Below are 24598 nucleotides of genomic sequence, written 5' to 3'. Positions count from 1 at the left end.
GGCTAGCCCTCTTTTGCTTGTTGTAAATAAAAGTCATGCCAAACCCGCGCCAACCGGTCTTCGGAATAATCCTGAGAGGCCAGAACTGCCTTATCATGCAAAAACTGCATGCCAGCCGGATTATCACGTAAATGATCGATTTGTTTTTGCATGTCATTCACATCCGTCGCCGCCTGATAATAGCCGTCAATAATTGCCCGGTATAAATCTAAGTCACGCAACAAAACTGGTGTCCCACAACTGAAAGCTTCCAGTACGGACATTGGAAACAGTTCGTTGTATGACGGCAACAAAAACAAGTCCGCCATATTGTAGTAGTCAACGAGCTTCTCACGATCAACGATACCAGGAAATGACAAGTTAGCCGGCGGATTGTCGACAACTTTCTTCAGTGCCTGATAACCGTCCGTAATCCGTCCAAACGAGAAGCCACCCGCCCAAACGAATTGGATATCAGGATTACGTCGCGCGAGTTCAATAAAGTCCGGAACCCCTTTGCGATCCTGAATCTGGCCGGTTCCCAAAATCATAAATTTATTTTGGTCATAGCCGTACTGTTGCCGCAACTTTAATTGTTTTGCAGCTGTCATCTCGTAAAATTCACGTTTGCTGACAAAATTGGGAATATAGGTCACATCCGCACGGCTGATATTGTAGGCTTCCAGCTTCGGGATAAACGTGGGATTCACGACCACGATATGATCCATCCGTTTATAAAACGAAATCAAATAACGATTAAAAATCGCTTGAAAAGGTTTAGGCAATTTTAAACTGCCTTCGAGAGTTTCTGGCAAAAAATGCACATAACCAATTTTCCGACCCCGATTCGGCATAAATGTCGAGAGATAAAACATCGGATTGACCGTATGATAATGTGAAATTGCCGAACGCCCGTAGCGGTTAATTTTGATCTTAAATTCATCGCGCCAATGCGTCTGCAGTAATCGCATTAATTCTAAATACGCGCTACCGACCCCTTGACCCTTAACTGAGTCAGCCTTCGAAAACATGGTGATGTTTAGCATAATTCGTCCCCTTAATCGCTCACATTCGCCGACTTATTCGTCTCTGAATAGGCCAGTTGCACATCTTGATAGTAATTAATGACCTGTTTTCCAAAATATTCGGCCGAAATTTGATACAACTTCTTCTGCCGTGGTTTGGGATCATCAAACGCATGTGGATGTTGTAAATAACGAACCACATCACGCACTAAGTTGGCTTCACTACTAAAAGTTGTCCCCAACGAGGGATCATCTAATAGTTGGTCCGTATACGGACTGGCTGCCACGACCGTTTTCAGCCCGGCTGCCATCGCTTCAATATACGTCAACCCTTGGGATTCCGAATTAGAGGCTGACACAAACAGATCCGCCATCTGATAATAGTTATACACTTCATCATTATCAATTTCACCAGTAAATTGCACATGTTCACTCAAACCGGCGTCCTTCGCCTGATTCTCTAAGGTCTCACGAGCAGGGCCGTCACCGACGATACATAGTTGCACGTTGGGCACTTGGTCAATCACAGCGGGTAACGCGGCAATGACCTCATGAATGTTCTTTTCATACGCTAATCGGCTCAAGGACAATAACACTGGTGTATCCGCCGCATAACCTAATTTTTGGCGATAATCGGCATCTGGTGTTTGCTCATATTGATTGATGTCGATCCCAGTCGGAATGATCCGGATCGGCGCTTTGACGCCATAACCCTTTAACGTTTTTGAAACCCGATGACTGGGTGCCACAATACCATTCAGATGGTAACAATAGGCCCGTGTGGCTTCTTTCACGTGATACGGCTTTAAGAGCTTACCGTTGGCAATATAATGCAAATAATCTTCATACATCGTGTGATAGGTATGAATGCACGGGATTTTTAACTGCTTGGCAACAAATTTACCAATCATGCCCATCGAAAATTCAGTCTGGGTATGCACAATATCCAAGCCCAAATCCTTCGCAACCTGATAGGCTTTAAATAAGCCGCGCACGGCAATCCGGCGATCTGTAAATGACACGAAAGGAATACTTGTGAAACGGAAAATATTCCGCTCATAAATATTCTTATCAACATGCGGATCGGTGGTCGTAAAAATGTACACTTGATGACCAGCTCGCTCGAGTTGATTACGCAACACTTTGATCGACGTTGCTACCCCACTAACTTGTGGATAGTACGTATCTGTAAATATCCCGATATTCACGTAGATTCTCCCTTTATTTCCGACCACTAACTAAACCACCATTAGTCATCGTTGCTTCAATCAGTCCTTAAGTCCACCTGATTGAGCGCGTCCTTTCAGTCTCAATAATTAATTATAACAATTATATTGGTTCGGTATCAGAGTTGCAAATAATCTTAAGATAAATTAAGAGTTCCCTGTGATCAGCATGATTGACTAAAACCCGCACTTATCGTCCAAAAGAGACTAAGCGCGGGCTTTTATCAAGAATTCAATTTTCAATTAAATCCAATTCTGTTTTAACTAATGACGGTACTCACGATCGTCCCGATATTGGTGGACTGTTTATCTATTGACAGACTTGTCAATGTTTGCGTATTATCAATGGCTTGAAACACCTTGTCATCCTTTAAAATACTTTCCATTTGTTGACTATCGCCCTTAACATACACATACCCCCAAAATTGAGATAATTCTGCACATAAATGCCGTGTATCCTCTACTCTGACCGTCATTTTTCGATAGTGTGCTAATAGCCAAACTTCAAACGAACGATTAGAGAATCCCAACTGACAATCAGCTATCCGTATCGCCATTTTTTTGGCTTTACGTTGCATTTTACTAACAATTTCTACGGAAAGATCGTCTCTATCAAAGATAATATAGACTTGTGTTTTTTCATCAGGTCGTAATTTAGGATTATTCTTCATCATATTAGCGACCTTGTCAACCCAGTCTGAACCACTCGCATCAATAATCTTAACCGTTTTTGCGGCAATAAGCCGATAATGCTGAGATAAAGCGTCAAAAAAGACTTTTTCTGTCTTGCCTTCAACAAAGAAAAAAATTCTAGGCTTAAGTTTTCTACTTCGCTTCTCTCTGCTCATTCCCTATCAGTGCCTCCAAAAGTAATTTATTATTTACTAATTGTGTTGCACCGTAAACCCCTTCTAAATACCGCTTCTTATAATTAAAATCGCTTCGCTTAAGTGCGGGATCGTCGAAATCAAAAATACTAAAGAGTTCACTCTCGCCGAATCTATTTTTTTCAGCAAACCAAATCTGATCTTGTCGTAATCCCGCATCTAAAAGCGATAGTTCATGTGTGGTTAAAATAAACTGATTCGTTTGATGAGCATTATTGATCAACCTCAATAGTGCTTGCGCGAGTTCCAAGTGATATGATCTGTCGAATTCGTCAATCATCAGCGTTTTTTCACTATTACTAAGCATATAAAGTGCCAAAAACATAAAGACTTGTGTTCCAGTACTTTCATTATTAAAATAGACCGAAAATGAGCCGTTCTCAGCTTGATGTGTCGCGTAGACATCATATGAAACTGAATGCATGTACTTAATTTCTTCATCGGTTTCACTTTCAGAATTTAACTGTTTGAGCAGAAAGGCTGGTATGGGAATTTTTTCATCTCTTTCCTTAACTTCAACATCAACAATGTTAAAGTCGGCTGCTTGTAAAAAGTGCAAAAATCTAGTTTTGAAGCTTTCATCCTGCAGCATTTTGAATTGTTCATTTTTAATTCGATCAGTGCTAACAATAATTAAATCTTCAACAAACCATTTGTAAACTGCTTTAGCAAATTTTTCATTATTTTGTTGTGCAAAGTATAATAACAGTTGATTTTTTCGGACGTTTTCAGTCAGTGCACGCAATTGTGTCGGTATCGTCACAAAATTTTGTTTTTGCCGATTAAAGATTACTTGACCCGCTGTTACTAACTTTTCATGGACAACTTCATCTGAATTGTATTCTAAAAGATAGTCATATTGTTGCTCATTCGCTATAAAAGAAATTTCAAATTTGCTATTTTCTTTATTATAGCCAAAAGTATCGGTATTTAAATGTTGTAATTCGTCTGTCGTGGGATTAATCACTAACCGTTTCAACATTAACAAAGCTTTGATCAGATTAGTTTTGCCATTTGCATTCGCACCAAAGACCAAGACCGATTTTAGCAGTCTTTGTCTCTGTGAAACTATGGTATTGGATGTTTGCAATTTTCTTAACCTTTTTCCAGTTTCCATCGAAAAATCTTGCTCATTTTTAAAAGATCTGAAATTAGTTACTTTAAAATCTATTAGCATCAGCGTCTCCCTTTAAAAACGTATTTTCGTTTCTAACTTATTTTATTATCCTATATTCTCCATAATAGTCAACACAAAGACGTTTTTATCTCGTTAACCAGTTTTTTGCCCACGTATTTAAGCCGCTTAAAACTACTTGAGTCTATTCGGTACTTTATATGTATAAAAAAGCACGTCTACAGTCCAAAGACTCTAAACGTGCTTTATCACAACTAATTGTGCGTTCGCTATCGACTTACTTATCGAAAACGTTCTTTTCAACTAATTCTTTAACTTCTTCATTAGTGACACATTCGTTGATGGCCTTGTCTGCTAACTTAGCCATTTTCTTCGTGTCGATGGTCTTCATCAATGAGCGTGTCTTCAAAACTGAAGTAGAACTCATTGAGAATTCATCCAAGCCTAAGCCCATCAATAATGGTACCGCAACTTGGTCACCGGCAACTTCACCACACATGCCCGCAATGCGGCCATTAGCGTGCGCAGCATCAATTACATGCTTGATCAAACGTAACAACGCTGGGTTGTATGGTTGATACAAGTATGAGACCCGTTCGTTACCACGATCAGCAGCGAATGAGTATTGAATCAAGTCGTTAGTCCCAATACTAAAGAAGTCAACTTCTTTAGCAAATTGATCAGCTAAGATCGCTGCAGCTGGGATTTCAATCATAATGCCTAACTTGATATCATCCGCAACTGGGGTGCCCGCTTTAACTAACTTAGCCTTTTCTTCTTCGAAGATGGCCTTAGCTTGACGGAATTCATCCAAGGTTGCAATCATTGGGAACATGATTCGCAATTGACCATAGTGAGAAGCCCGGAGTAACGCCCGTAATTGGGTCCGGAAAATATCATCACGATCAAGTGAGATCCGAATTGCCCGGTAACCCAAGAATGGGTTCATTTCATCAGGTAATGGCAAGTATGGTAAATGCTTGTCACCACCGATATCCATGGTCCGGACAATCACTGGCTTACCCTTCATCCCTTCGACAACCTTTTTGTAGGCTTCGAATTGGGTATCTTCATCAGGTAATTCAGCACTGTTCATGTACAAGAATTCTGACCGGAACAACCCAACGGCTTCGGAACCAGCATCTAAGACACCGTCCATGTCATCAGGAGTCCCAATGTTTGAAGCTAGTTCGAAGTGTTTGCCGTCTTTAGAAACGGTTGCTTCGTTCTTAAGCTTTTCCCATTCGGCCTTTTGAGCAGCAAAATCCTTGGCTTTTTGTTGGTAGTCACTGATTTCAGCATCAGTTGGCGCAACTAAAGCTTCACCGTTGATGCCGTCAAGAATCACAGTGGTGCCTTCCTTGATCGTAGTCGTTGCGGTTTCAGAACCAACAACGGCAGGGATTTCAAGAGTCCGTGACATGATTGCGGAGTGACTCGTCCGACCACCGATATCGGTGATGAAACCTTTAACGAACTTGCGGTCCAATTGGGCCGTATCACTAGGTGTCAAATCATGGGCAACGACAATCACTTCAGAATCGATCAATGCGGGACTTGGTAAGGTTACCCCTAACAAGTGGCTCATTACACGCTTCGTGACATCGCGAACATCGCCGGCTCGTTCTTGCATATATGCATTATCCGTCATTGCTTCGAACATTGAGATGAAAGCATCTGTAACTTCCTTCAAAGCTTCTTCGGCATTGACTTTATCATCCTTAATCTTACCTTCAATTTGTCCTAACATTTCAGGGTCAGATAAAATAGTGATATGAGCTTCAAAAACTTCCGCTTCTTCAGCGCCTAAGCTTTTCGTTGCTTTGTCTTTGATGACTTGCAATTCAGCCTTGGAAGCGTCAAAAGCGTCATGTAACTTCTTGATTTCGGCATCAGTATCTGAAACCGTCGTCTTTTCGAATGACAAATCTGGATCAACTAGCATATAGGCCTTAGCAATCGCAATACCATCACTGGCAGCGATTCCCTTTAGTACCTTTTCAGCCATTATTCAGATAATCCTTCTTTCTTCATCGTTTCAGCCAAAGCTGCGATAGCATCTGCTTCGTCAGCACCTTCTGCTGAAATCGTTACATCTGCATCTTTACCAACACCGAGTGACATAACACCCATGATGGACTTCAAGTTAACTGACTTGTCTTGGTATTGCAACGTAATTTCTGAGTTGAATTTACTTGCTGATTGTACCAATAATGTTGCGGGACGTGCGTGGATACCTGTGTCTGCGATTACGTGAAAATCTTTCTTTTCCATAACTATTCGATCTCCTTCGAAGATGTAAATTTAAATTGGTTCCGAGTCAACCCGAGTTGCCGCCAACACGTGCGCTCTAGAGCCCTTAATATTGATGATAGCAATTATCCAATTGAAATACAAGCCCTTTCATTCATCAAATTGCGATTAATTGGTAGCCTTACCATCCTTATCAAAATGGTAAACAACGTGCCCATCAAGGTCAGCCATACCAATGATTCTTTTTCGGTATTCATAGCCCATGTAGGCTTCATGGAACGCCATAAAGTCCGCGGGGTCCACACTAAAGCTTTCCCGCTCACCTGTACGCAAGGCTTCCATTAACTGATGATAATCCGTTGCCACAGTTTTCCCTCCTTCTTAATCCGTTCAGTTAGGAACGTTCATCAACTAACATCAGGACAGGTCAGACCATTTACGTGCGAAATGACTAAGTTGTACTATAATATGGTCAGACGGTTCACGAACTGACTTGTTCTGATTAGGTGTTAAATATACAACTGATAATACCGAATGACAAGTGATTTAGTCGAACCGGCCGAACACTTCAGAAATAATTAAGTTGTTGAATCTTCACGTTTTAGACCACTCCTGTAAGTCCAAAGCTATCCAGTTTTGATGTTGAGTCTTTAAACTTGCACGGTCTATAAAAATCGTTATACTAATAGTCAAAGGTCAACAAAGGTCAGATGATTTTTGAACCTTTCACTAGGACGATTCATCGACTTAGTGAATATTTCTGATTAAGAAAGGTGTGTGACAGCAATATGCTCTGTGACAATTGCCATAAGAACGAAGCGACGATTCATTTATATACGAACGTCAACGGTCAGCGGCGGCAGATCAATCTTTGCCAAAATTGCTATCAACTGCTCAAGAATCAGGAACAGCAACCAAATAACGGAGTTGGAGGTACTGATATGGCACAAGATCCATTTGGTTTTGGCGGTCTTGACGATATCTTCCGCGCTATGCAAGGCGGCGACGTCAATTCTGGCGACGGCTATCGGCAACAGCAACAGACCCCACCGACCCAACCTGCTGGTCCCAATAATGGGGGCAACCGGCGTGGCTCAAACGGCGGCGGCCTACTTGGGCAATATGGCTACAACTTAACTGAACAAGCTAAGCAAGGCAAAATTGACCCAGTCATCGGTCGTGACAATGAAATCAACCGCGTCATCGAAATCTTGAACCGGCGGACGAAAAATAACCCGGTTCTGATTGGTGAAGCTGGGGTTGGTAAGACGGCGGTCGTTGAAGGCTTAGCCCAGAAGATTGTTTCTGGTCAAGTTCCCCAAAAACTATTAAATAAAGAAATCATTCGTTTGGATGTGGCTTCCCTTGTTCAAGGCACCGGGATTCGGGGTCAATTTGAACAACGGATGCAACAACTCATGAAGGAAGTTCAATCGAATCCAAATATTGTCCTCTTCATTGACGAAATCCATGAAATTATGGGTGCCGGCAATGCTGAAGGCGGTATGGATGCTGGTAACGTTTTGAAGCCAGCCTTAGCTCGTGGCGACTTCCAACTTGTTGGGGCTACTACGCTCAACGAATATCGCGACATTGAAAAAGATGCGGCTCTCGCTCGGCGTTTCCAACCAGTTACGGTTGACGAACCGAGTGTTGAAGAATCCATCAAGATTTTGCAAGGGATTCAAAAGGAATATGAAGATTATCATCACGTTAAATACAACGCGGATGCAATCGTCGCAGCGGTTAAGTTATCAAACCGTTACATTCAAGATCGATTCTTACCTGACAAAGCCATTGACTTACTTGATGAAGCTGGGTCACGGAAGAATTTGACCTTGAAGACCGTTGATCCGAAGACGATTCAAGAAAAGATCGACGGTGCCGAAAAGCAGAAGCAAGATGCTTTGAAGAAAGAAGACTACGAGAAAGCGGCCTATTACCGTGATCAAGTTGCCAAACTCGAAAAAGCCAAGCCAGATGAAAACGCGGCTGATTCCGCTGAAGACACTGCGACCGTGACGGTTGAAGACATGCAGCAGATTGTTGAAGAAAAGACCGATATTCCAGTTGGTGAATTGCAAGCCAAGGAACAAGCTCAAATGAAGACCTTGGCGAGTGATCTTGAAGGTCACGTTATTGGTCAAAACACCGCGGTCGAAGCTGTCTCACGTGCTATTCGTCGGAATCGTATCGGCTTAAATGGTACTGGTCGTCCGATTGGGTCCTTCATGTTTGTCGGCCCTACTGGGGTTGGTAAGACGGAGTTGGCTAAGCAATTAGCTAAGGAACTCTTTGGCTCAGAAGATGCCATGATTCGCTTTGACATGAGTGAGTACATGGAACCACATTCAGTGGCTAAATTGATTGGGTCACCGCCTGGCTATGTCGGCTATGAAGAAGCCGGTCAATTGACCGAAAAAGTTCGGCGTCATCCATACAGCTTAATTTTATTGGATGAAATCGAAAAGGCCCACCCTGATGTCATGCATATGTTCTTGCAAATCTTAGATGATGGTCGTTTGACCGATTCACAAGGTCGCACGGTCAGCTTCAAAGATACCATTATTATCATGACTTCAAACGCTGGGACTGGCGATGCCGAAGCAAACGTTGGTTTCGGTGCGGCAGCTGAAGGTAAAACTCACGATATTACTAGTCGCTTGGGTAACTACTTCAAGCCGGAATTCCTGAACCGTTTTGACGACATTATCCAGTTCAATGCTTTATCCAAGGCAAACTTGATGAAGATCGTTGGCTTGATGATCAATGACGTCAACGCGATGTTAGCCAACCAAGACTTACACGTCCACGTCACTGAACCAGTTGAAGAAAAGTTAGTCGATCTCGGCTACAATCCTGAAATGGGTGCTCGACCACTTCGGCGAGTTATCCAAGAACAGATTGAAGACCGGATTGCGGACTTCTACTTGGATCACAGTGAAGTTAAAAATATGGTCGCCAAAGTTGAAGACGGTAAAATCATCTTAGGCACTGAAGAACCAAAAGCAGCTAAATAAAGCTCAACAAAAACTCGTAGGTCATTTCTGACTTGCGAGTTTTTTTGTGTTTCTAATGTCAGCCTATCGAGAGCGATGCTGTCCCAATAAGTCAAACCATTCTAAAAAGTCATCAAAAAAATTGAGATAACGTTTAAACCACTAACGTCATCTCAATCATCAATCGAGAACAGCCTATTTCGCTGATTTCTTTGCTGCTTGATGTTTACCGAAACGATAAGCCAACCAAATCACTAACAAAATAATGATGATTAACAATAACCACCACAGCCAGTGCCAGTCACGTGGGGTTTCAGCGTTAGCGTGATCCGCCGCCGCCTTTGTAACCGTAAACTGCCGGTTGAAAACCCACCGCTGTGAACCAGAAGTCGCAACTAGGTGTAAACGATACTTGCCAGCTGCCAAGCGTTGATTATTAGTGTTAATGAGATAATCAAAGTTTGACGCAGGCGCCATGCCTAACCCACTGCGCTTTGTCCGATATTTCAGACGGTTATTGTCGCCATAGATTCGGCCATCAACGGTCAACTTTTTGAGTAATTGTGGTGCCACATTAGCCAAGTTAACACTAATCGCTGGACTGAATTTTTGACGCTGTTCAATCCCGGTAGCGATCTTGTTCAATGTCAATTTTGGTTTAACCGTTATCTTGGCATTTTGTCGTAATACCAAGCCTAAGGCCAGAGCGTACCGATTATGCAGATAGAACCCCTTTTGATTAGTCACCTGCCGCGACCCACTAGCAAGATTCAGAAAGTAAAACGCCCCTTCAAGAATGCCATTGAAGCCTTGTTTCGGCATCTGGTACGGTACCGTAATTAATTTGGTTGCTGAAGGCGCTAAGGTCAATTTAGCCGGCGTCTGAAACAATTGGTTTAACTGATACTGCGCCGTGCTTCTAGTTCCAAGCTTTGACAAATCATAAGCTTCAGTCCCATTACTAGTCGTGTAGCCCGTATTACTGGCAAGCCGCAGATGTAAGGTCTGTTTAGTCAGGTTGATCACACGCATTTGAACGCTGCCAGTTTGTCCAGGCTGAACGGTCAAGTCAAAATAGTTCGTTACGCCGCTAGTTTGATGTGGGTTAGCCACCATTTGGATCGTAAAACCAGCACCGTTCCCACTGGCTGCTTGACCAATTACCGGTTGCGCATTTGCTAAATAGAGTCCGCCCAGTACGCTTACGAAAATCAACCACCAACGTCTTAACTTAATCACTGGTCGTATCACTTGCTGTCGAGCTCAATGCCCAAGTTAAATCAGCATCATAGGTCCCGCTAGAAATACCAGTCGTCTTAGGAATCACTAACTTAGTTGAAGTGGTTGTGCCGGCAGTTGCCGTACCAACCCCACCAGTTTTGGCATCCGTATTATTCCAAACTGTGCTATCAGCCGCGGCAATTGTCCCAGCTGCAGCATTATCTGTCACATAAGTTACCGTTCCAGTAATCGTTGAAGTTTTGTTGGAAAAATCACCTAATTTGGCATTTAAATTCCAGCCAGCTTGGTCACTCCCACGATAATCACTAACCGTCAGCGCAGTCCCAGTAGTTTTGCCACCAGTGATGGTATCATTGGTATAAGCCAAATTGGCACCATTCGTAACCAACTGTTTAACGTCTGTAGGTTCAAAGGCGAAAGTTGGTACCGCATCCAAGGTCAACTCACCTTTAGCTACTGTAAATTCACCAATTGAATTACCCATCAACTGATCATCCGCTGCTTGTGCGGGTAAGTTAACTAACAAACTCATCCCTGCTAATGCTGCAATACTCAATGCTAAGGTCTTTATTTTCATGATAACTGCCTCCAAAGTTTATTTGGCTGTTAAGCCATAATTTAATTGCCAGGTAAATGGCACAAAGTAACGTTTTCCAGCCTGTACATCTGCCGGATAGTCGGCCGGATCAATCGTCATTGTAAAGGCCAACTGTTTAGTCGTCGTTGGTGGGCTCGTAGCCGGCAAAAGTGTTGTTGCCGTAGTACTCAAATGATGCGCCGTCGCGACAGCATCCACCGTGGCCGTATACCGAACCCAATCAATTGATGACAACGGTTGAGCACCATCACTCAACGGCGTAGTCAACGCCGTACTAGCCGCTAAGCTCAAGCTCACTGGAACTTGCCAGTCATTTGTCACTTGAACCGTTGGACTTGCGGTCAACACCGTGTCACCCGTGGGCATTTCAAAATCAAACACCGTCGGCAAGGTTGCTGCAGCAGTTCCAGTCTCGGCAATATTCACCGTTGTTGGCGCGTAAGTCGATAAATAATCAGACACATTATCAGCTGTAATCGTGGTCCCACTGTCGGCTTTGAGTGGCATGACGACCAACTTCAACTGATTTTTTCGAGCGAGTTCAGCCGAAATAGTTTGCGTCGTATCAGCCGATTGTGTGGGATCATAGTCTGCCGCTTGAGTCGTCGTTTTACCAGTTGCCGTTAACGTCTGCGCATTCGCATCGTTTAAATCCGTTAATTTTCCCAAATCCAGTTCATTGCTGGACTGCGTCGCATCAATGGCTGAATTAGTCAGAAGCCGCCAAGCTTTGCCATTCAACTGATAAAACAATTGATATGGTGTTTTTCGTGGTATCACACGAGCAGTCAGCGTAACCGCGCCATCCGCATGCTGAGCAGAATAGTCAGCCGTCGCACCGTCACCCACGGTTTTTGAATTGGTTGCCGTACTCCCTTGACTCAATGTCACTTTCGAAATGGCCGGCACTTGCGGTTTACTTGGATCAAGCTCACTGATACTGTCACTCGAAATATGCTCAACATCAAAGCTACTAGCAATGACTCGGGCTGGTAGCATATTATTTTCAATCAAGATATCTTTCCCGGAAATAATACTCCCATAAAAGAATTGTGTTGAACCAACGTTTGACACCCTAATACTTGCATCAGGTGCCATAATGCTCCCAGCAAACAGATCACTGCTACTCCCAGTATCAGCGGTTAAGTAACTCCCATCGGCCGTAGTCGCATTAGGAAAATTATTTAAAATATGACTTGAGAGTAACTGGTTCAAGGTCGCTTTACTACCGTCCGAGTTAGTGACATCATCACCACTAGCATTCGTGATTTTTTGCCCACTAATGTCAGTGACTGAAAACTTATAAGCACTGCCCCAACTAAATGGCATCGAAGTTTTGACCCCAGTCCAGTTCACAAAAATATAAGGAGCATACTGATAGGTCGCATAAGACGAATCACTAGTCGCCGCGGTATTGACAACACTGGTCGACATATTTTCAATATTAATCGTGACGTTTTGCGGTGACCCCTTCAGATTTAAGAAAATCATCGGTGGCGTATCATCGAACGACTTGTCATAATCATCGCTTAACTTGATTGTCACTTCCGGGTTGGTTCCGGACAAGTCATTCTGCACAGTGACGCCATCGACCCCACCATTAGCTAACGTGTCCTGTTTATCATTGAAACTGGCATAATAGTCTGAGATGCGACGGATTTGATCCGCCGCAGCGTCAAAATAATCTGTTGCGTCTGCTTTGGTTGGATCTAAAGTTAATGACTTGCCTTCTTCCACCTGATAAGCCGCTTCCAAAGAAGCCACGTTATCTTTGAAGTAATTGACGTCACCCACGTTTTCATCAGCCAAATGCTTAATCAAAACGGCATTACTTTGTTTCTCAGTCGCGGTCCAATCATGTTGCAATTGATCACGTAAATTATTCACGACAATCTTATCAGCATCCGGCAACTTATCTTGCGTATTAAAAATTTTAAACAAGTTTTGCCCAGTCGTTTTTAATGAAGAATCCGTACTTTGATATGGGACTTCATTAGCCACGTACACCGGCGAAAATTGTGACAACTTATTCCAAACCTTACCATCATTAAAAGTGTCCACAGCACTGACAATTTGTCGAGCGGCGTAACGCCCTTCTAGGGTGTCAATCGGACTACTGTTGATCGTCAGTTTGCCAGCCGCGAAAGCGTTATAATAAGAACCTACGCCAAAAACATAGTTACCGACTGAAGAATCTGGAAACGGTAAATCCTCCGCGTAAACAGTTTGCCAGAGCAAGCCGCCTAAGCCGAGTCCAATTAAAAAACTTATTATTATTTTTCGCATCATATTTTCGATTGCTAACCAAAATTAGGTTAATAACCGCCCCCCTCACGTGACGAGTTTTAAGCACTAAGCTCGACTACTCCTGAGCTCAACTACATTATACCGATTGTCCACTGGAATGAACAGACTAATTAATTAAACCCTTATAAATATAAAAATAAAAAATTATATTTTTGATGCTATTTATTTATTATTCAACACTTATAACGGCTAACATCATTAAATCCTACCAACATTTAACGACAGAATGTCAACCCTCCCACAACTAATCCAAAGTCATTCAGTTAACCTAGCTTAATTAGATTCTGCTACAAGTGTTAAAGCTGGCACTAATATATCAACAACAATTTAATCGTTGGCAATTAACTGTTCAAACCGAAAGCGCGTTCAGGGGCCGCATGGTTGAAATTAATCATTTTCTGGTGATCCGCCACTTCAACCACTCATTGCGATGGTCAATGCGACACTTTGGACAGGCTATGGTTGGTTCAAAACTCACAAAGATTGGCCAGTCATTATTTCAAATGTTCCCGGTATCTTCTTTGGACTGATTACGGTTATTACCGTCTATCTTCATTAATTCACTTAATTATCTAAACAATTAAAAAGGCGTCAACGACAATTTTCACCGTCGCTGACGCCTTTAAGAATCACTTCTGCTGACATTTGACTGCCACGAGCCAATCTTTGAGTTCACCACGATCAGCAAGTAAGCTACCACGCAACTGGTCGCGAGAATCCCCAGTGAGTTTTCCTTTGGCTTTCAGACCCGCACCTTTAAGTCGATCAATCCGACTCGACTGGCGTGCCTGCCGAGCTAACCGATCGCGCTGCTGCCACAACCAATAACCGCCTGCCATCGCGCCAACGACACTTAATCCAAGGATTACTTTTTTCATCGTGTGGTCCTCCTTCGTTTGATTAATCTCAAATATAACTAAATTAATCAAGTCAGGCAACACATATGCTTATTGTAAAAGCAACTACTAATATGGTGTAACTATCGTATTTATAAGTAACTGTTTGACTTGCCGCTCCGGTTGGTCTGGATTGATGCTGGAACGTGGTGGCCACGTTTGTGAGCCAAAGCGCGGTCTCACAAGCCGGGCTTTTCCTAAGCTGGAAACCCACCAGCAAAGGAAAATTTCACCACTGAGCATCATCCAGCCCGCCCTGCGCTGACTAGTGATTCTCATACTAATTGGTTATTAACAGGCTCTAATTTTGCTAATATCGCTTTGATTATAATCGCTATTTAACGTCGGAGTGGACCAGCTCGTTTGCCGTGTCAAGACACTTAGCTGGGTGGTTTTCCCAGGTTAGTGTCTTGCCGACTTTTAAGACGTGAGCTTCGGCTTGAAAGCGCCCTGCAGACCGGTATTTGGCTGCAGGTCTGCCTCACCGCAAACGAGCTGGTCCACGGAGACGGACAATTAATAACTTATTTTAATAATATGATGGCTACGATACATCAATGATTATTCTGCTGACGCTTGTTGGTGATAGACTTTGGCAAACGTCGTTGCAAAGTCGGTCAACTTAGTTGGGCCTAAAACGGGCTGATGAGCTCGGTAATCCACGTAGAAATCGTGATCACGTTCATAAGCCGTCATCTTCACATATTGCGTGAAAAATTCTGTCCGCGGATTCACCGCTGTTAGTCGTTTTAACAGTTGTTCATCACTAATCTGAATCACTTTCAAATCTGGCATGCCAAGTGCTGTAGCTAAGATAGCCGCGACCTCTGGATAAGTTTTTTCATCACTAGCCACATATTGGACCGTCGTGCCAGCTGCTGGTGCAGTTAAGGCCTGCACCACCACGGGCGCAATATCTACTGGCGCAACCCATGAATTGGGCTTCGTTAAAGAACTATTCGTGTAAATAGCATGATCTTGACGAATCGTTGCCAGCTGACCGAATAAATTATAATACATCCCGGTTGGCCGAATAAATGTCAAATTCACGCCAGGCAATTCTGCCGTTAAAACCCCTTCAATAATGTTGTAAATGTGTAGCGCCCCGACTTCTGGCCCCAGATTGGCCCCGACACTGCTCAGATTGACAACTTGTTTGACCCCGGCGGCTTTAACCGCATTGGCGTAAATCATGGCTTCTTGTCGACCAGCTTCAAAAATGTCGCCGGTCGTTGTTGCCGCCGTAATCATGAGATAAACCGCATCCGTTCCCTGAAAAGTTCGTGTTAAAAATGCTTCGTCATCAATACTGCCAATCGCCGGTGTCGCCCCTAATGCGGTAATTTGCGCGGCCCGTGCGGCACTGTGACTGATCACAGTAACCGCATGCCCTAACTTAACCAACTGTTCAGTAACTGGTTTGCTGATGTGGCCCAATGAGCCGGTTAAAATAATTTTCATTTATGATGATCTCTTTTCATTAAATATAAGTCTATCTTTAATACAAAAGTCATTATAAAAGATAGACTTATATTTTGTCAAGCGTTAAACTTGAATTAAATTAGGTGCAAGGAGTTTTAATCATGAAAATCAAGGATCAACAAAAGTATGACCGCTTAATCGCAGCCGCCATTCAATTATTAGCAACGGACGGCCTCGCCCCATTTTCGACGACTAAAGTGGCCAAACAAGCCGGTATTCCGCAGTCCAACGTTTATATTTATTTCAAAAACAAACAAGCGTTACTTAACGCCACCTATACCGTAGCCGTCCATCAAATGAGTTTAGCGGTGGTTGCTAGCTTCAGTAGCGACCGACCTTTAGTTGACCAAACCGCCACAAGTATTGCCGGACTCTACCAATTTGCGATGGCGCAACCAGCAATGGCAACCGCCATTCAAGTCTTAATCGACGATAGCCAATTTAAACAACAAGCCCCCTTAAAACTGGACGACGTTGCGAATCAACAGATTCAACAAGCCTTAAAGTTAGGGATTCAAACACAAGTCTTTCAAGCGGTTGACCTCAATCTCATTCGCTACTTTTTGACACGACCCGTCTTTCATTATGTGTCTGGGGTTCAAGCTGGTGACTACCCCGCTGATCCCCAGGGACTGTCGGCGCTCACAGCGATGATCCTACGAGCTATTTTGACCCCAACGGCCTATCATCAATGGCAACACTAAAAAAACTGTTCAGTTATTCTTAAAACAAGAATAGCTGAACAGTTTTTTAGTTAGCTACGAGGAAAGTCGGTCACTAGACCAGCATCCTGCGCGCGTTTCGTATACATGGGGATTTCGTCTTCACTGGCCCGAACAAAGTGTCCTGGGGCAATTTCAACCATCCGCCGTTGCTTGTCATCATGTTCACGTGACGCATCATAAACGACTTGCTTGCGGTTTCGTTCGAATTCAGGATCCGGAACCGGTACCGCTGAAATCAAACTCTTAGTATAAGCATGCAACGGATGCGTATAAACTTCATCCGCGGGACCGATTTCTAGAATCTTCCCATAATGCATGACCCCAATGCGGTCACTGATATACTTAACCATCGACAAATCATGCGCGATGAACAAGTAAGTCAGGCCGTGTTTTTCTTGAAGTTCCTTCATCAAGTTGACCACTTGGGCCTGAATGGAGACATCCAATGCCGAGATGGGTTCATCAGCGATGATAAACTTTGGTTCCACCGCTAGCGCCCGGGCAATCCCGATCCGTTGCCGTTGCCCACCGGAGAATTCATGCGGATAACGACTCGAATGGTCCTTGTTCAGACCAACTGTTTCCAGTAAGTCTTCGACCTGCTTAGTCCGGTCTGCATCATCTTTGGCGAGGTGGTGAATATCAATCCCCTCCGCCACGATATCTTTAACTTTCATCCGCGGGTTTAATGACGCATACGGATCTTGGAAAATCATTTGAATTTCACGGCGGAATTCATGTTTTTCAGCCTTCGTGCGTAACTTCGACACGTCTTTGCCGTTAAAAATGATCTGACCATCCGTAGGTTCATACAAATGAATGATTGAACGGCCCGCAGTAGTCTTCCCAGAACCGGATTCACCGACTAAACCAAACGTTTCACCTTCATAAATGTCAAAGGAGACGTCATCAACGGCCCGGACTTCATCTTTTTTGCCAACATTAAAGTATTGCTTTAAATGATGGACTTCTAGAATTTTTTTACGTTCATCAGGCATTTTGATTACTCCTTCGTCTCATGTTTGATCGGTGGTTCTGGCTTTTCCATGGCCGCAAACTTCTTTTGACGTCGGACAATTTCTGCCGGTGGCGTCACTTTAGGGGCATCTGGATGCAATAGCCACGTTGCGGCATAGTGCGTATCAGAAACCTTGAAGAATGGTGGTTCTTGTTCCGTATCGATCTTCATCGCATAATCACTCCGCGCCGCAAACGCATCCCCAACTGGTGGGTCGAGTAAATCTGGTGGGGTCCCTGGAATCGCGGTCAATGAGCCACCCTCAGTATCCAAAGTTGGCATTGAGTTTAGCAGTCCCCAAGTGTAAGGATGTTGCGGATTGAAGAAGATCTCATCGACGGTCCCATACTCAACAATTTTACCCGCATACATGACGGCAACCCGGTCAGCCATTCCGGCGACCACGCCCAAATCATGGGTGATAAAAATAATTGACGTATCGATCCGATTCTGCAGATCCTTCATCAAGTCCAAAATTTGAGCTTGAATCGTGACATCCAACGCCGTGGTTGGTTCGTCAGCAATCAAGACTTCTGGGTAGCAGACCAACGCAATCGCAATCACGATCCGTTGTCGCATCCCACCAGAGAATTGATAAGGATAGTCGTTGATCCGGCCTTCAGGATTGGTAATCCCAACCAATTTCAACATTTCCAAAGCTTGCGCAATGGCTTCCTTTTTCTTCAACCCTTTATGCTTCATTAACGGTTCAGCGATTTGCATCCCGATCCGCATCGTTGGGTCCAATGAAGTCATTGGATCTTGGAAAATCATGGCAATATCCTTACCACGAATATGCTGCATTTCTTTTTCTGATTTTTTGATAATATCTTCATCATGAAACATGATACTACCGCCCTTGATGACGGCATTGGGTGCTAATAACCCCATTAGTGATCGGGTCGTAACTGATTTACCAGAGCCCGATTCACCAACGATGGCTAGCGTTTCACCTTTACGCAAGTCGAAACTGACATCACGAATGGCTTTAACTTCGCCCGCATAGGTGTGGAAATCAATTTGTAGATTCCGCACTTCAATGACATTTTCAGGATTTTCCATTTTGTTGCTACACCCCTATCGTTTCGACTTCGGATCAAACGCATCCCGCATACCGTCACCTAATAAGTTAAAGGCCAGCATTAACACAATCAAGACGATTGCTGGGTACCACATTTGATATGGTAGGAATTGGAAGTTCTTTTGCCCATCAGAGATCAACGTCCCTAACGAAGCTTGTGGTGAACTGATCCCAATCCCAATATAACTCAAGAACGCTTCAAAGAAGATCGCGTTTGGAATCGTAAACATTGTTTGAATAATTATCACGGAAGATAAGTTTGGTAATAAATGTTTCCAAGCAATCTTCGGTGCAGACTCACCCAAAGTCCGGGCAGCTAAAATGAAATCTTGGTTTTTCAGCTGTAGCGTTTGGGCACGTGTCAAACGGGCCATCGTGGTCCAGTTAATCAGTGCCAAGGCGGCGATGATGGAGGCCATCCCAGTTTTCTGGAAGGCTGTCGCCATCAAGACCATGACAACTAATGATGGGACGGAGGAGAGAATTTCAATGATTCGTTGCATTAACAAATCGACTCGTCCGCCCATCCAACCGGATAGGATCCCGAACCCGACCCCAATCGTTAAATCAATCAGGGTGGCAATCAACGCAATTTCAAGTGAGACCCGTGTCCCATACATGATCCGGGCAAATAAGTCCCGACCTAAATAGTCTGTCCCTAAAACGTAATGCACATTAGAACCGGCACCAGCTTGCTTGTAGGCGTCAACATCCGCACCTGATTGGTTGATATGACCATTCAAGCCATGGATACCGACCCCCGGAATCTTGGGAGGCAAGTTCGCATACTTAGGTTCTTGGTTATTGGGGTCATGATGATACAAGGCTTGACCTCCAAAGGCCATCAAGAACAACAGAATTAAAACAATAAAACTGGTGAACGCCGTCTTATTGGATTTCAGGCGCCGCCAAACATCTTGCCCAAAGGTTAAGGAAGGTGCTGCGATTTTTTCGTTATCAGGCCCGGCTTGTTTGTCTAACGGCTCGAAGTCGCCGGGTTTGATTTCAATATTATTTGGATTATCTACCATTAACTAGTCCCCATTTCCACTTAAGCGAATCCGCGGATCGATGATGCCGTAGACGATATCGGTCAATAACAGCAACAAGCAAAGTAATGCGGAATAGAAGATTGTGACTCCCATGATGGTCGGGTAGTCATTAACTAAGATCGACTTCACAAATTGTTCCCCAATCCCAGGGACCGAGAAGATATTTTCAACCACCATCGACCCCGTCATTAAGGCGGCGGCTAATGGTCCAATCAAGGTGACCATCGGAATCAAACTGTTTCGTAAGGCATGATGATAAACAATGCCGAATTTCGATAACCCTTTAGCTTTGGCTAATTCGATATAATCGGAACTCAAGACGTCGACCATGTCCGTCCGGATAAACCGGGCTGTTTCGGCCAACGGACTAGCAGCTAGCGCTAACGTTGGTAAGATCGTATAGGCGAAGCCTTCCCAACCGGCAACTGGGAACCAACCCAATTTCAAACCAAGGTAATATTGCAGTAAGATGGCTAACACGAAACTGGGGACCGCAATCCCTAAAATTGAAACAATCGTTGCCAACCGGTCGGCCCAAGTATCTTTCCGAATCGCCCCGATTGCACCGAGGATAATCCCAAAGATGACCCCAACGACCATGGCTTGACCACCTAATTGCATTGAGGGACCCATCCGACTACCAATCAAGTAGCTCACGGCTTGATCACTAAATTGGAAAGATAAACCCAAACTACCTTTGAAGATTCCCCCAATATAGATTAAATATTGGAGCCAAACGGGCTTGTCTAACCCGTATTGCGCTAAAATTGACGCTTTTTCGCTAGCAGTCAACTTGGCTTCATTTTGAAGCGGTGTCCCTGGCATTAGTTTCATTAAGAAGAACGTGACCGTTGCGACAATGAATAACGTCAGGAATAAGTAAAATATCCGCTTTAAGAGATACTTTCTCATTAGAATTCCTCGCATTCTATTAAATTAGCCTTAAAATATGATGACAGTCCTGATTATAAAACAAAATGGTAAGGATTAACAATGTGTCAATCCTTACCCCTTCGTTTCACATTCGTTCAGTTAAAGCACACACATTAATAACTTCAGATTTAGTCGCTATTTAACATACATATACTTGTAGTTGTATTGTGAACCGGCCGTATTGTAGATGATACCTTTCAAACTCGTCCGGGTTAAATGAGCTTCAGCTTGTTGATAAATTGGCGCAACCCCTTGGTCAGTCATCAACGTCTTTTCAGCAGTGACCATGTCATTCCAACGAGCGGTTTCGTTATTCGCATCTTTACCAGTGGCATTCTTGATAGCCGTGTCATAGGTTGAGCTGTTGTACTTACCGTTGTTGTATGAGTTGTCAGAAGTAAAGAGTGACAAGAATGAGATTGGATCAGTAAAGTCAGCGTTCCAAGCAGAGATGACAGTATCAAAGTTACCATTTTGTGACCGTTGTAAACGAGTCTTGAATGGCACATTTTGGTTAGAAACCTTAACCTTGGAAGAAAGCTTTTGCCATTGACCTTGAACATATTCAGTGGACTTCTTAGCGCCATCAGTATCGTCAGAAAGTAAGTTGATCTTCAAGCTGGATTGACCAGTTTCCTTCAACCCTTCCTTCAATAACTTCTTAGCTTCAGTCATGTTATATTCAACACCACTAGCCACATAAGCATCGTCGGCAAAGTCTTTGTTATTGGTTGGGCTCTTTGCTAAGTCAGATGAAACATAACCCTTAGCTTCAGTGGACCCATCAGCTAACACATCATTAACGAATTGTTTACGACTGATTGCCATTGACAAGGCTTGACGAATCTTCTTGTTTTGGAAAGCCTTAGCTAAATCAGAGTTGCTGTCTTTTTGATTAAATTCAACGTAGAATGTCGAAGCAGTTTTACGTAACTTGAAGTTCTTGTTGGTCTTGTAACTCTTAACTTGAGTCCCAGAAAGGATCGTATCGTCAACCTTGTTTGAGTTAAACAAGTTCAAACCAGTTGAGGCATCCTTAACAACTTGGAACTTGATGCTACTCATCTTGACGTTCTTAGCATCCCAGTAATCTTTGTTCTTCTTCAATGACCAAGTTAAGTTAGTCCCTTTCCAACCAGTCATTGTGTAAGGGCCGTTATAGACCATATCAGAACTGGTGGTCCCATACTTAGAGCCATACTTCTTAACGGCTTTTTCGTTTTGTGGGAAGAAGTTAACAAAGCCCATTAATTTCTTGAAGTAAGGAATTGGCTTGTCCAAGCTAACCGTCAACTTGTAGTCGCCGTCAGCTTTAACGCCTAAACTAGAAACAGCTTTTTTACCACTGCTGATCTCGTCAGCGTTTTTGATGCCTGAATATAAGTATGCGTATTGTGACGCAGTCTTGGGATTAACAGTGCGTTGCCAACCATAAACGAAATCTTTAGCGGTAACTTTGTCGCCATTACTCCATTTTGCGTTCTTCCGTAAAGTGAACGTATATGTTTTACCATCTTTAGAAACAGTGGTTGATTTGGCAATTCCGGGTGTAACCTTACTATCTTTACCTAACCGGTATAACCCTTCATTGGTGTTATTCAGCATGTTTGAACTAGTTACATCGGTTGACTTAGACAAATCCATCGTTGGTAATTCGGATTTCTCTGTAATCGTCGCGGTCTGCTTACTTGATGTTGCTGAGTTACTCTTTGAACCACAGGCTGCGAGGAACAATAATGATGCCCCCGCAACGGCAGTTACTTTAGCAGCTGTCTTTAAATTCATAAAACCCCAACCCCTCTAACTTAATAGTGTGTGTGTGCTTTTCCCTCGAAAAGTTAAAGTAATTGTATATTATAAATAAATTAAAATCAATGCTAAATTCTAATTTTTATCATTATTTCGTCATAATTGACTTAATTAATTATGATTACAAGCCAATTATTCACAACTTCGTAATTATAAAAGTGCCTTTAAATAGCCGTTTATGTCTCTAAGTCCAAGATCGATTCACAATGTTTTAGACTGAGTTATTTTTCTTAATAAATAATTTCAATTTACACCTTTTTCATCAAATTGAGCCGATATTTGATTAGTCAAAACAGCTAAAAAGGAAAAATAACAACTCGCCAGAACAAATTTATCAGTGTACTCTTATTATTTAAATTGTTTATATGATGTCATAGTGCCCAGTCCACTATATCGTCACTATCCTGAGTGGCGCCCAATTTCCCGCTGCGATTAAAACAAAAAAATCCAACTTCAAAGACTAACCAGTTCGTTGGTCTTTGAAGTCGGAATTTTAGTTAAATTTTAATTGATTGTGGCCGGCCTAACTTCCAAAATAACCGATAATAGAAGCAATGATCAAAATGATTAAGACCGCCGTCGTGATCCAAACATATAAATGATCTTTTTCCACAGCGAAAGCGTAAATCGAAACAGCGACTCGCAGTGTTGGGGTCAAAATTAATAAGAAAAGTCCCAACATGATGACTGCAAATGGCCGTAAAGCAAGCACCCCAGTAAAAATAGTTCTAAAACCAGTTGGTTGGACCCCATTAGGATAGCCACCGCCGCCTTGGATCAACATCAAAATAATCCCGAAGACGATCACCGTGGCGGAGACAACGACCCCGATTCTTAAAATCTGACCGATCATCAGTTCAACTTGATGCATTTCTTTCGCTTTAGAATCCTTTTGACTCATTAGATCGTCACCCCAAATCCTTTAGCAATCATTTGTAGCCCTAAGTACAACATGATTGGGACAAATAACATCCGAATCAACCGTGGCTTCAAATGTTGCATAATGCGCGTCCCAATCAAGGCCCCTAGCAAAATACCGATTGCTAATGGTGCCGCAATCCCGGCTTTGATCGACCCATTGAAGAAATAGACCATCGCACTGGCCGCGGCCGTGACCCCCATCATCAAATTTGAGGTCGCTGAGGAGGGCTTTAGTGGCATGTGCATGATTGTATCCATAGCTAGGACTTTGAAGGCCCCACTGCCGATTCCTAAGAGGCCACTGGCTAAGCCAGCGCCAAACATCATGACAAACCCACCAGGCACATTTTGAACTTGATAATCGACTTGTTTTGATAAGGCCTTATCATAATAAGTTCCATTTAAGTTTAACTTAGTCGCTAATTCATCCGCGTGTGCGTCCTGATCACCTTGTCCCTTACCCATTAACTTGCGAATCATATTGTAAGTGGTAAAGACTAGTAAACCGCCAAATAAGAAATACAAGAACGTCGCATGGACAAGCCCCGTCAAGACGGCCCCCAGTACGGCCCCGACCGTGGTAGCAATTTCTAAGAACATCGCCACCCGTAAATTGAGCATTTCATCTTTTAAATACGCAATCGTTGACCCAGAACTGGTCGCAATAACTGCAATGATACTGGCACCAATAGCGTACTTAATATCTAATCCCATCGCTAGCGTCAAGATGGGCGTAATAATCATCCCACCACCAATGCCAAGAATTGCCCCAAAAACGCCCGCTAAGACACCCACACCGAGCATTAATAATAATGAATAAATCACTAAACTCACCTTCGCCTTTTAGATTTCACTTGTAAGTTTACCATTTACTAAGGGCTGCGCCTAATCCTTACAATTATCGTTTACAATCCCTGTAATGACGGCGAGTTTAGCGATTGACGAGCAAATTAGTGACTCCGGCTTAGAAGTCGATGTAACCGGAATCATTCCCGATAATCCAGCCTTTCACAAAAAATCATTATTAAAA

General features: G+C 43.2%; 21 protein-coding genes and 1 pseudogene. 3 read left to right on the top strand and 19 right to left on the bottom strand.

The genetic code is table 11. From position 1 onward, the window contains the following. Positions 1 to 2: 2 nt before the first annotated feature. The 7 genes from RA086_RS05095 to RA086_RS05065 form a co-directional block, all read right to left on the bottom strand. Positions 3 to 1025, bottom strand: coding sequence for a glycosyltransferase family 4 protein (locus RA086_RS05095; protein WP_308702797.1), 1023 nt, complete (start codon positions 1023 to 1025; stop codon positions 3 to 5). An 11-nt stretch (positions 1026 to 1036) separates the two neighbouring features. Beyond that, positions 1037 to 2212, bottom strand: coding sequence for a glycosyltransferase family 4 protein (locus RA086_RS05090; protein WP_308704417.1), 1176 nt, complete (start codon positions 2210 to 2212; stop codon positions 1037 to 1039). Positions 2213 to 2490: 278 nt separating this feature from the next. Then, positions 2491 to 3078 carry an RloB family protein gene (locus tag RA086_RS05085; protein WP_308702796.1) on the bottom strand — a complete coding sequence of 196 codons (588 nt, stop codon included), beginning with the start codon at positions 3076 to 3078 and terminating at the stop codon, positions 2491 to 2493. Further along, a complete protein-coding gene (locus RA086_RS05080; RefSeq protein ID WP_308702795.1) occupies positions 3056 to 4234 on the bottom strand; it encodes an AAA family ATPase in 1179 nt (392 codons plus the stop codon). The genes RA086_RS05085 and RA086_RS05080 overlap by 23 nt, the downstream gene beginning before the upstream one ends. 295 nt (positions 4235 to 4529) lie before the next feature. Continuing rightward, entirely contained in the window at positions 4530 to 6260 is a 1731-nt protein-coding gene (gene ptsP / locus RA086_RS05075) for a phosphoenolpyruvate--protein phosphotransferase (RefSeq protein WP_308702794.1), read from the bottom strand. After that, complete coding sequence (locus RA086_RS05070; protein ID WP_308702793.1) at positions 6260 to 6526, bottom strand: phosphocarrier protein HPr; 267 nt, start codon at positions 6524 to 6526, stop codon at positions 6260 to 6262. Before RA086_RS05070 ends, ptsP begins: the two co-directional genes overlap by 1 nt. Positions 6527 to 6673: 147 nt before the next feature. Beyond that, positions 6674 to 6871 carry a hypothetical protein gene (locus tag RA086_RS05065; RefSeq protein ID WP_308702792.1) on the bottom strand — a complete coding sequence of 66 codons (198 nt, stop codon included), beginning with the start codon at positions 6869 to 6871 and terminating at the stop codon, positions 6674 to 6676. 422 nt (positions 6872 to 7293) lie between these two features. On the opposite strand from RA086_RS05065, the gene RA086_RS05060 reads away from it, so the two are divergent. After that, entirely contained in the window at positions 7294 to 9525 is a 2232-nt protein-coding gene (locus RA086_RS05060; protein WP_308702791.1) for an ATP-dependent Clp protease ATP-binding subunit, read from the top strand. Between the two features lie 174 nt (positions 9526 to 9699). Here the strand turns inward: RA086_RS05060 and RA086_RS05055 are convergent, their stop codons facing one another. The 3 genes from RA086_RS05055 to RA086_RS05045 are packed head-to-tail and all read right to left on the bottom strand — an operon-like array spanning position 9700 to position 13633. Then, positions 9700 to 10743, bottom strand: coding sequence for a DUF916 and DUF3324 domain-containing protein (locus RA086_RS05055; RefSeq protein ID WP_308702790.1), 1044 nt, complete (start codon positions 10741 to 10743; stop codon positions 9700 to 9702). After that, positions 10736 to 11323: a WxL domain-containing protein gene (locus RA086_RS05050; protein ID WP_308702789.1), complete on the bottom strand. Its 588-nt coding sequence runs from the start codon at positions 11321 to 11323 to the stop codon at positions 10736 to 10738. The genes RA086_RS05055 and RA086_RS05050 overlap by 8 nt, the downstream gene beginning before the upstream one ends. A gap of 18 nt (positions 11324 to 11341) precedes the next feature. Continuing rightward, positions 11342 to 13633 carry a hypothetical protein gene (locus RA086_RS05045; RefSeq protein ID WP_308702788.1) on the bottom strand — a complete coding sequence of 764 codons (2292 nt, stop codon included), beginning with the start codon at positions 13631 to 13633 and terminating at the stop codon, positions 11342 to 11344. A 409-nt stretch (positions 13634 to 14042) separates the two neighbouring features. On the opposite strand from RA086_RS05045, the pseudogene RA086_RS05040 reads away from it, so the two are divergent. Further along, positions 14043 to 14210: pseudogene (locus RA086_RS05040) on the top strand (SemiSWEET family transporter); the annotation flags it as partial. A gap of 70 nt (positions 14211 to 14280) precedes the next feature. Here RA086_RS05040 and RA086_RS05035 read toward each other — a convergent pair. Both RA086_RS05035 and RA086_RS05030 read right to left on the bottom strand, forming a co-directional pair. After that, on the bottom strand, positions 14281 to 14529 hold the full coding sequence (locus RA086_RS05035; protein WP_308702787.1) for a hypothetical protein: 249 nt from the start codon (positions 14527 to 14529) through the stop codon (positions 14281 to 14283). A 579-nt stretch (positions 14530 to 15108) separates the two neighbouring features. Continuing rightward, entirely contained in the window at positions 15109 to 16008 is a 900-nt protein-coding gene (locus RA086_RS05030) for an SDR family oxidoreductase (RefSeq protein ID WP_308702786.1), read from the bottom strand. Positions 16009 to 16130: 122 nt separating this feature from the next. Here RA086_RS05030 and RA086_RS05025 point away from each other — a divergent pair, with 122 nt between their 5' ends. Beyond that, complete coding sequence (locus tag RA086_RS05025) at positions 16131 to 16733, top strand: TetR/AcrR family transcriptional regulator (protein WP_308702785.1); 603 nt, start codon at positions 16131 to 16133, stop codon at positions 16731 to 16733. A gap of 50 nt (positions 16734 to 16783) precedes the next feature. Here the strand turns inward: RA086_RS05025 and RA086_RS05020 are convergent, their stop codons facing one another. From RA086_RS05020 to RA086_RS04990, 7 genes are all read right to left on the bottom strand, one after another. Further along, positions 16784 to 17752 (bottom strand): ABC transporter ATP-binding protein, encoded by a 969-nt coding sequence (locus RA086_RS05020; protein ID WP_308702784.1) that lies wholly within the window; start codon positions 17750 to 17752, stop codon positions 16784 to 16786. Positions 17753 to 17757: 5 nt separating this feature from the next. Then, positions 17758 to 18834: an ABC transporter ATP-binding protein gene (locus RA086_RS05015; RefSeq protein ID WP_308702783.1), complete on the bottom strand. Its 1077-nt coding sequence runs from the start codon at positions 18832 to 18834 to the stop codon at positions 17758 to 17760. 15 nt (positions 18835 to 18849) lie between these two features. Beyond that, positions 18850 to 19884, bottom strand: a complete 1035-nt coding sequence (locus RA086_RS05010; RefSeq protein ID WP_308702782.1) for an ABC transporter permease — start codon at positions 19882 to 19884, stop codon at positions 18850 to 18852. Positions 19885 to 19887: 3 nt separating this feature from the next. Further along, positions 19888 to 20817 (bottom strand): oligopeptide ABC transporter permease, encoded by a 930-nt coding sequence (gene opp3b / locus RA086_RS05005; RefSeq protein WP_308702781.1) that lies wholly within the window; start codon positions 20815 to 20817, stop codon positions 19888 to 19890. Positions 20818 to 20973: 156 nt separating this feature from the next. Then, positions 20974 to 22623, bottom strand: coding sequence for a peptide ABC transporter substrate-binding protein (locus RA086_RS05000; protein ID WP_308702780.1), 1650 nt, complete (start codon positions 22621 to 22623; stop codon positions 20974 to 20976). 547 nt (positions 22624 to 23170) lie between these two features. Next, positions 23171 to 23548: a DUF1634 domain-containing protein gene (locus tag RA086_RS04995; RefSeq protein WP_308702779.1), complete on the bottom strand. Its 378-nt coding sequence runs from the start codon at positions 23546 to 23548 to the stop codon at positions 23171 to 23173. After that, a complete protein-coding gene (locus RA086_RS04990; protein WP_308702778.1) occupies positions 23548 to 24393 on the bottom strand; it encodes a sulfite exporter TauE/SafE family protein in 846 nt (281 codons plus the stop codon). Before RA086_RS04990 ends, RA086_RS04995 begins: the two co-directional genes overlap by 1 nt. Positions 24394 to 24598 lie beyond the last annotated feature (205 nt).

Origin of the sequence: Lactiplantibacillus brownii (assembly GCF_031085375.1) — a bacterium.
GTDB classification, from domain to species: domain Bacteria; phylum Bacillota; class Bacilli; order Lactobacillales; family Lactobacillaceae; genus Lactiplantibacillus; species Lactiplantibacillus brownii.
This window is presented reverse-complemented; position numbering and strand designations above follow the sequence as displayed.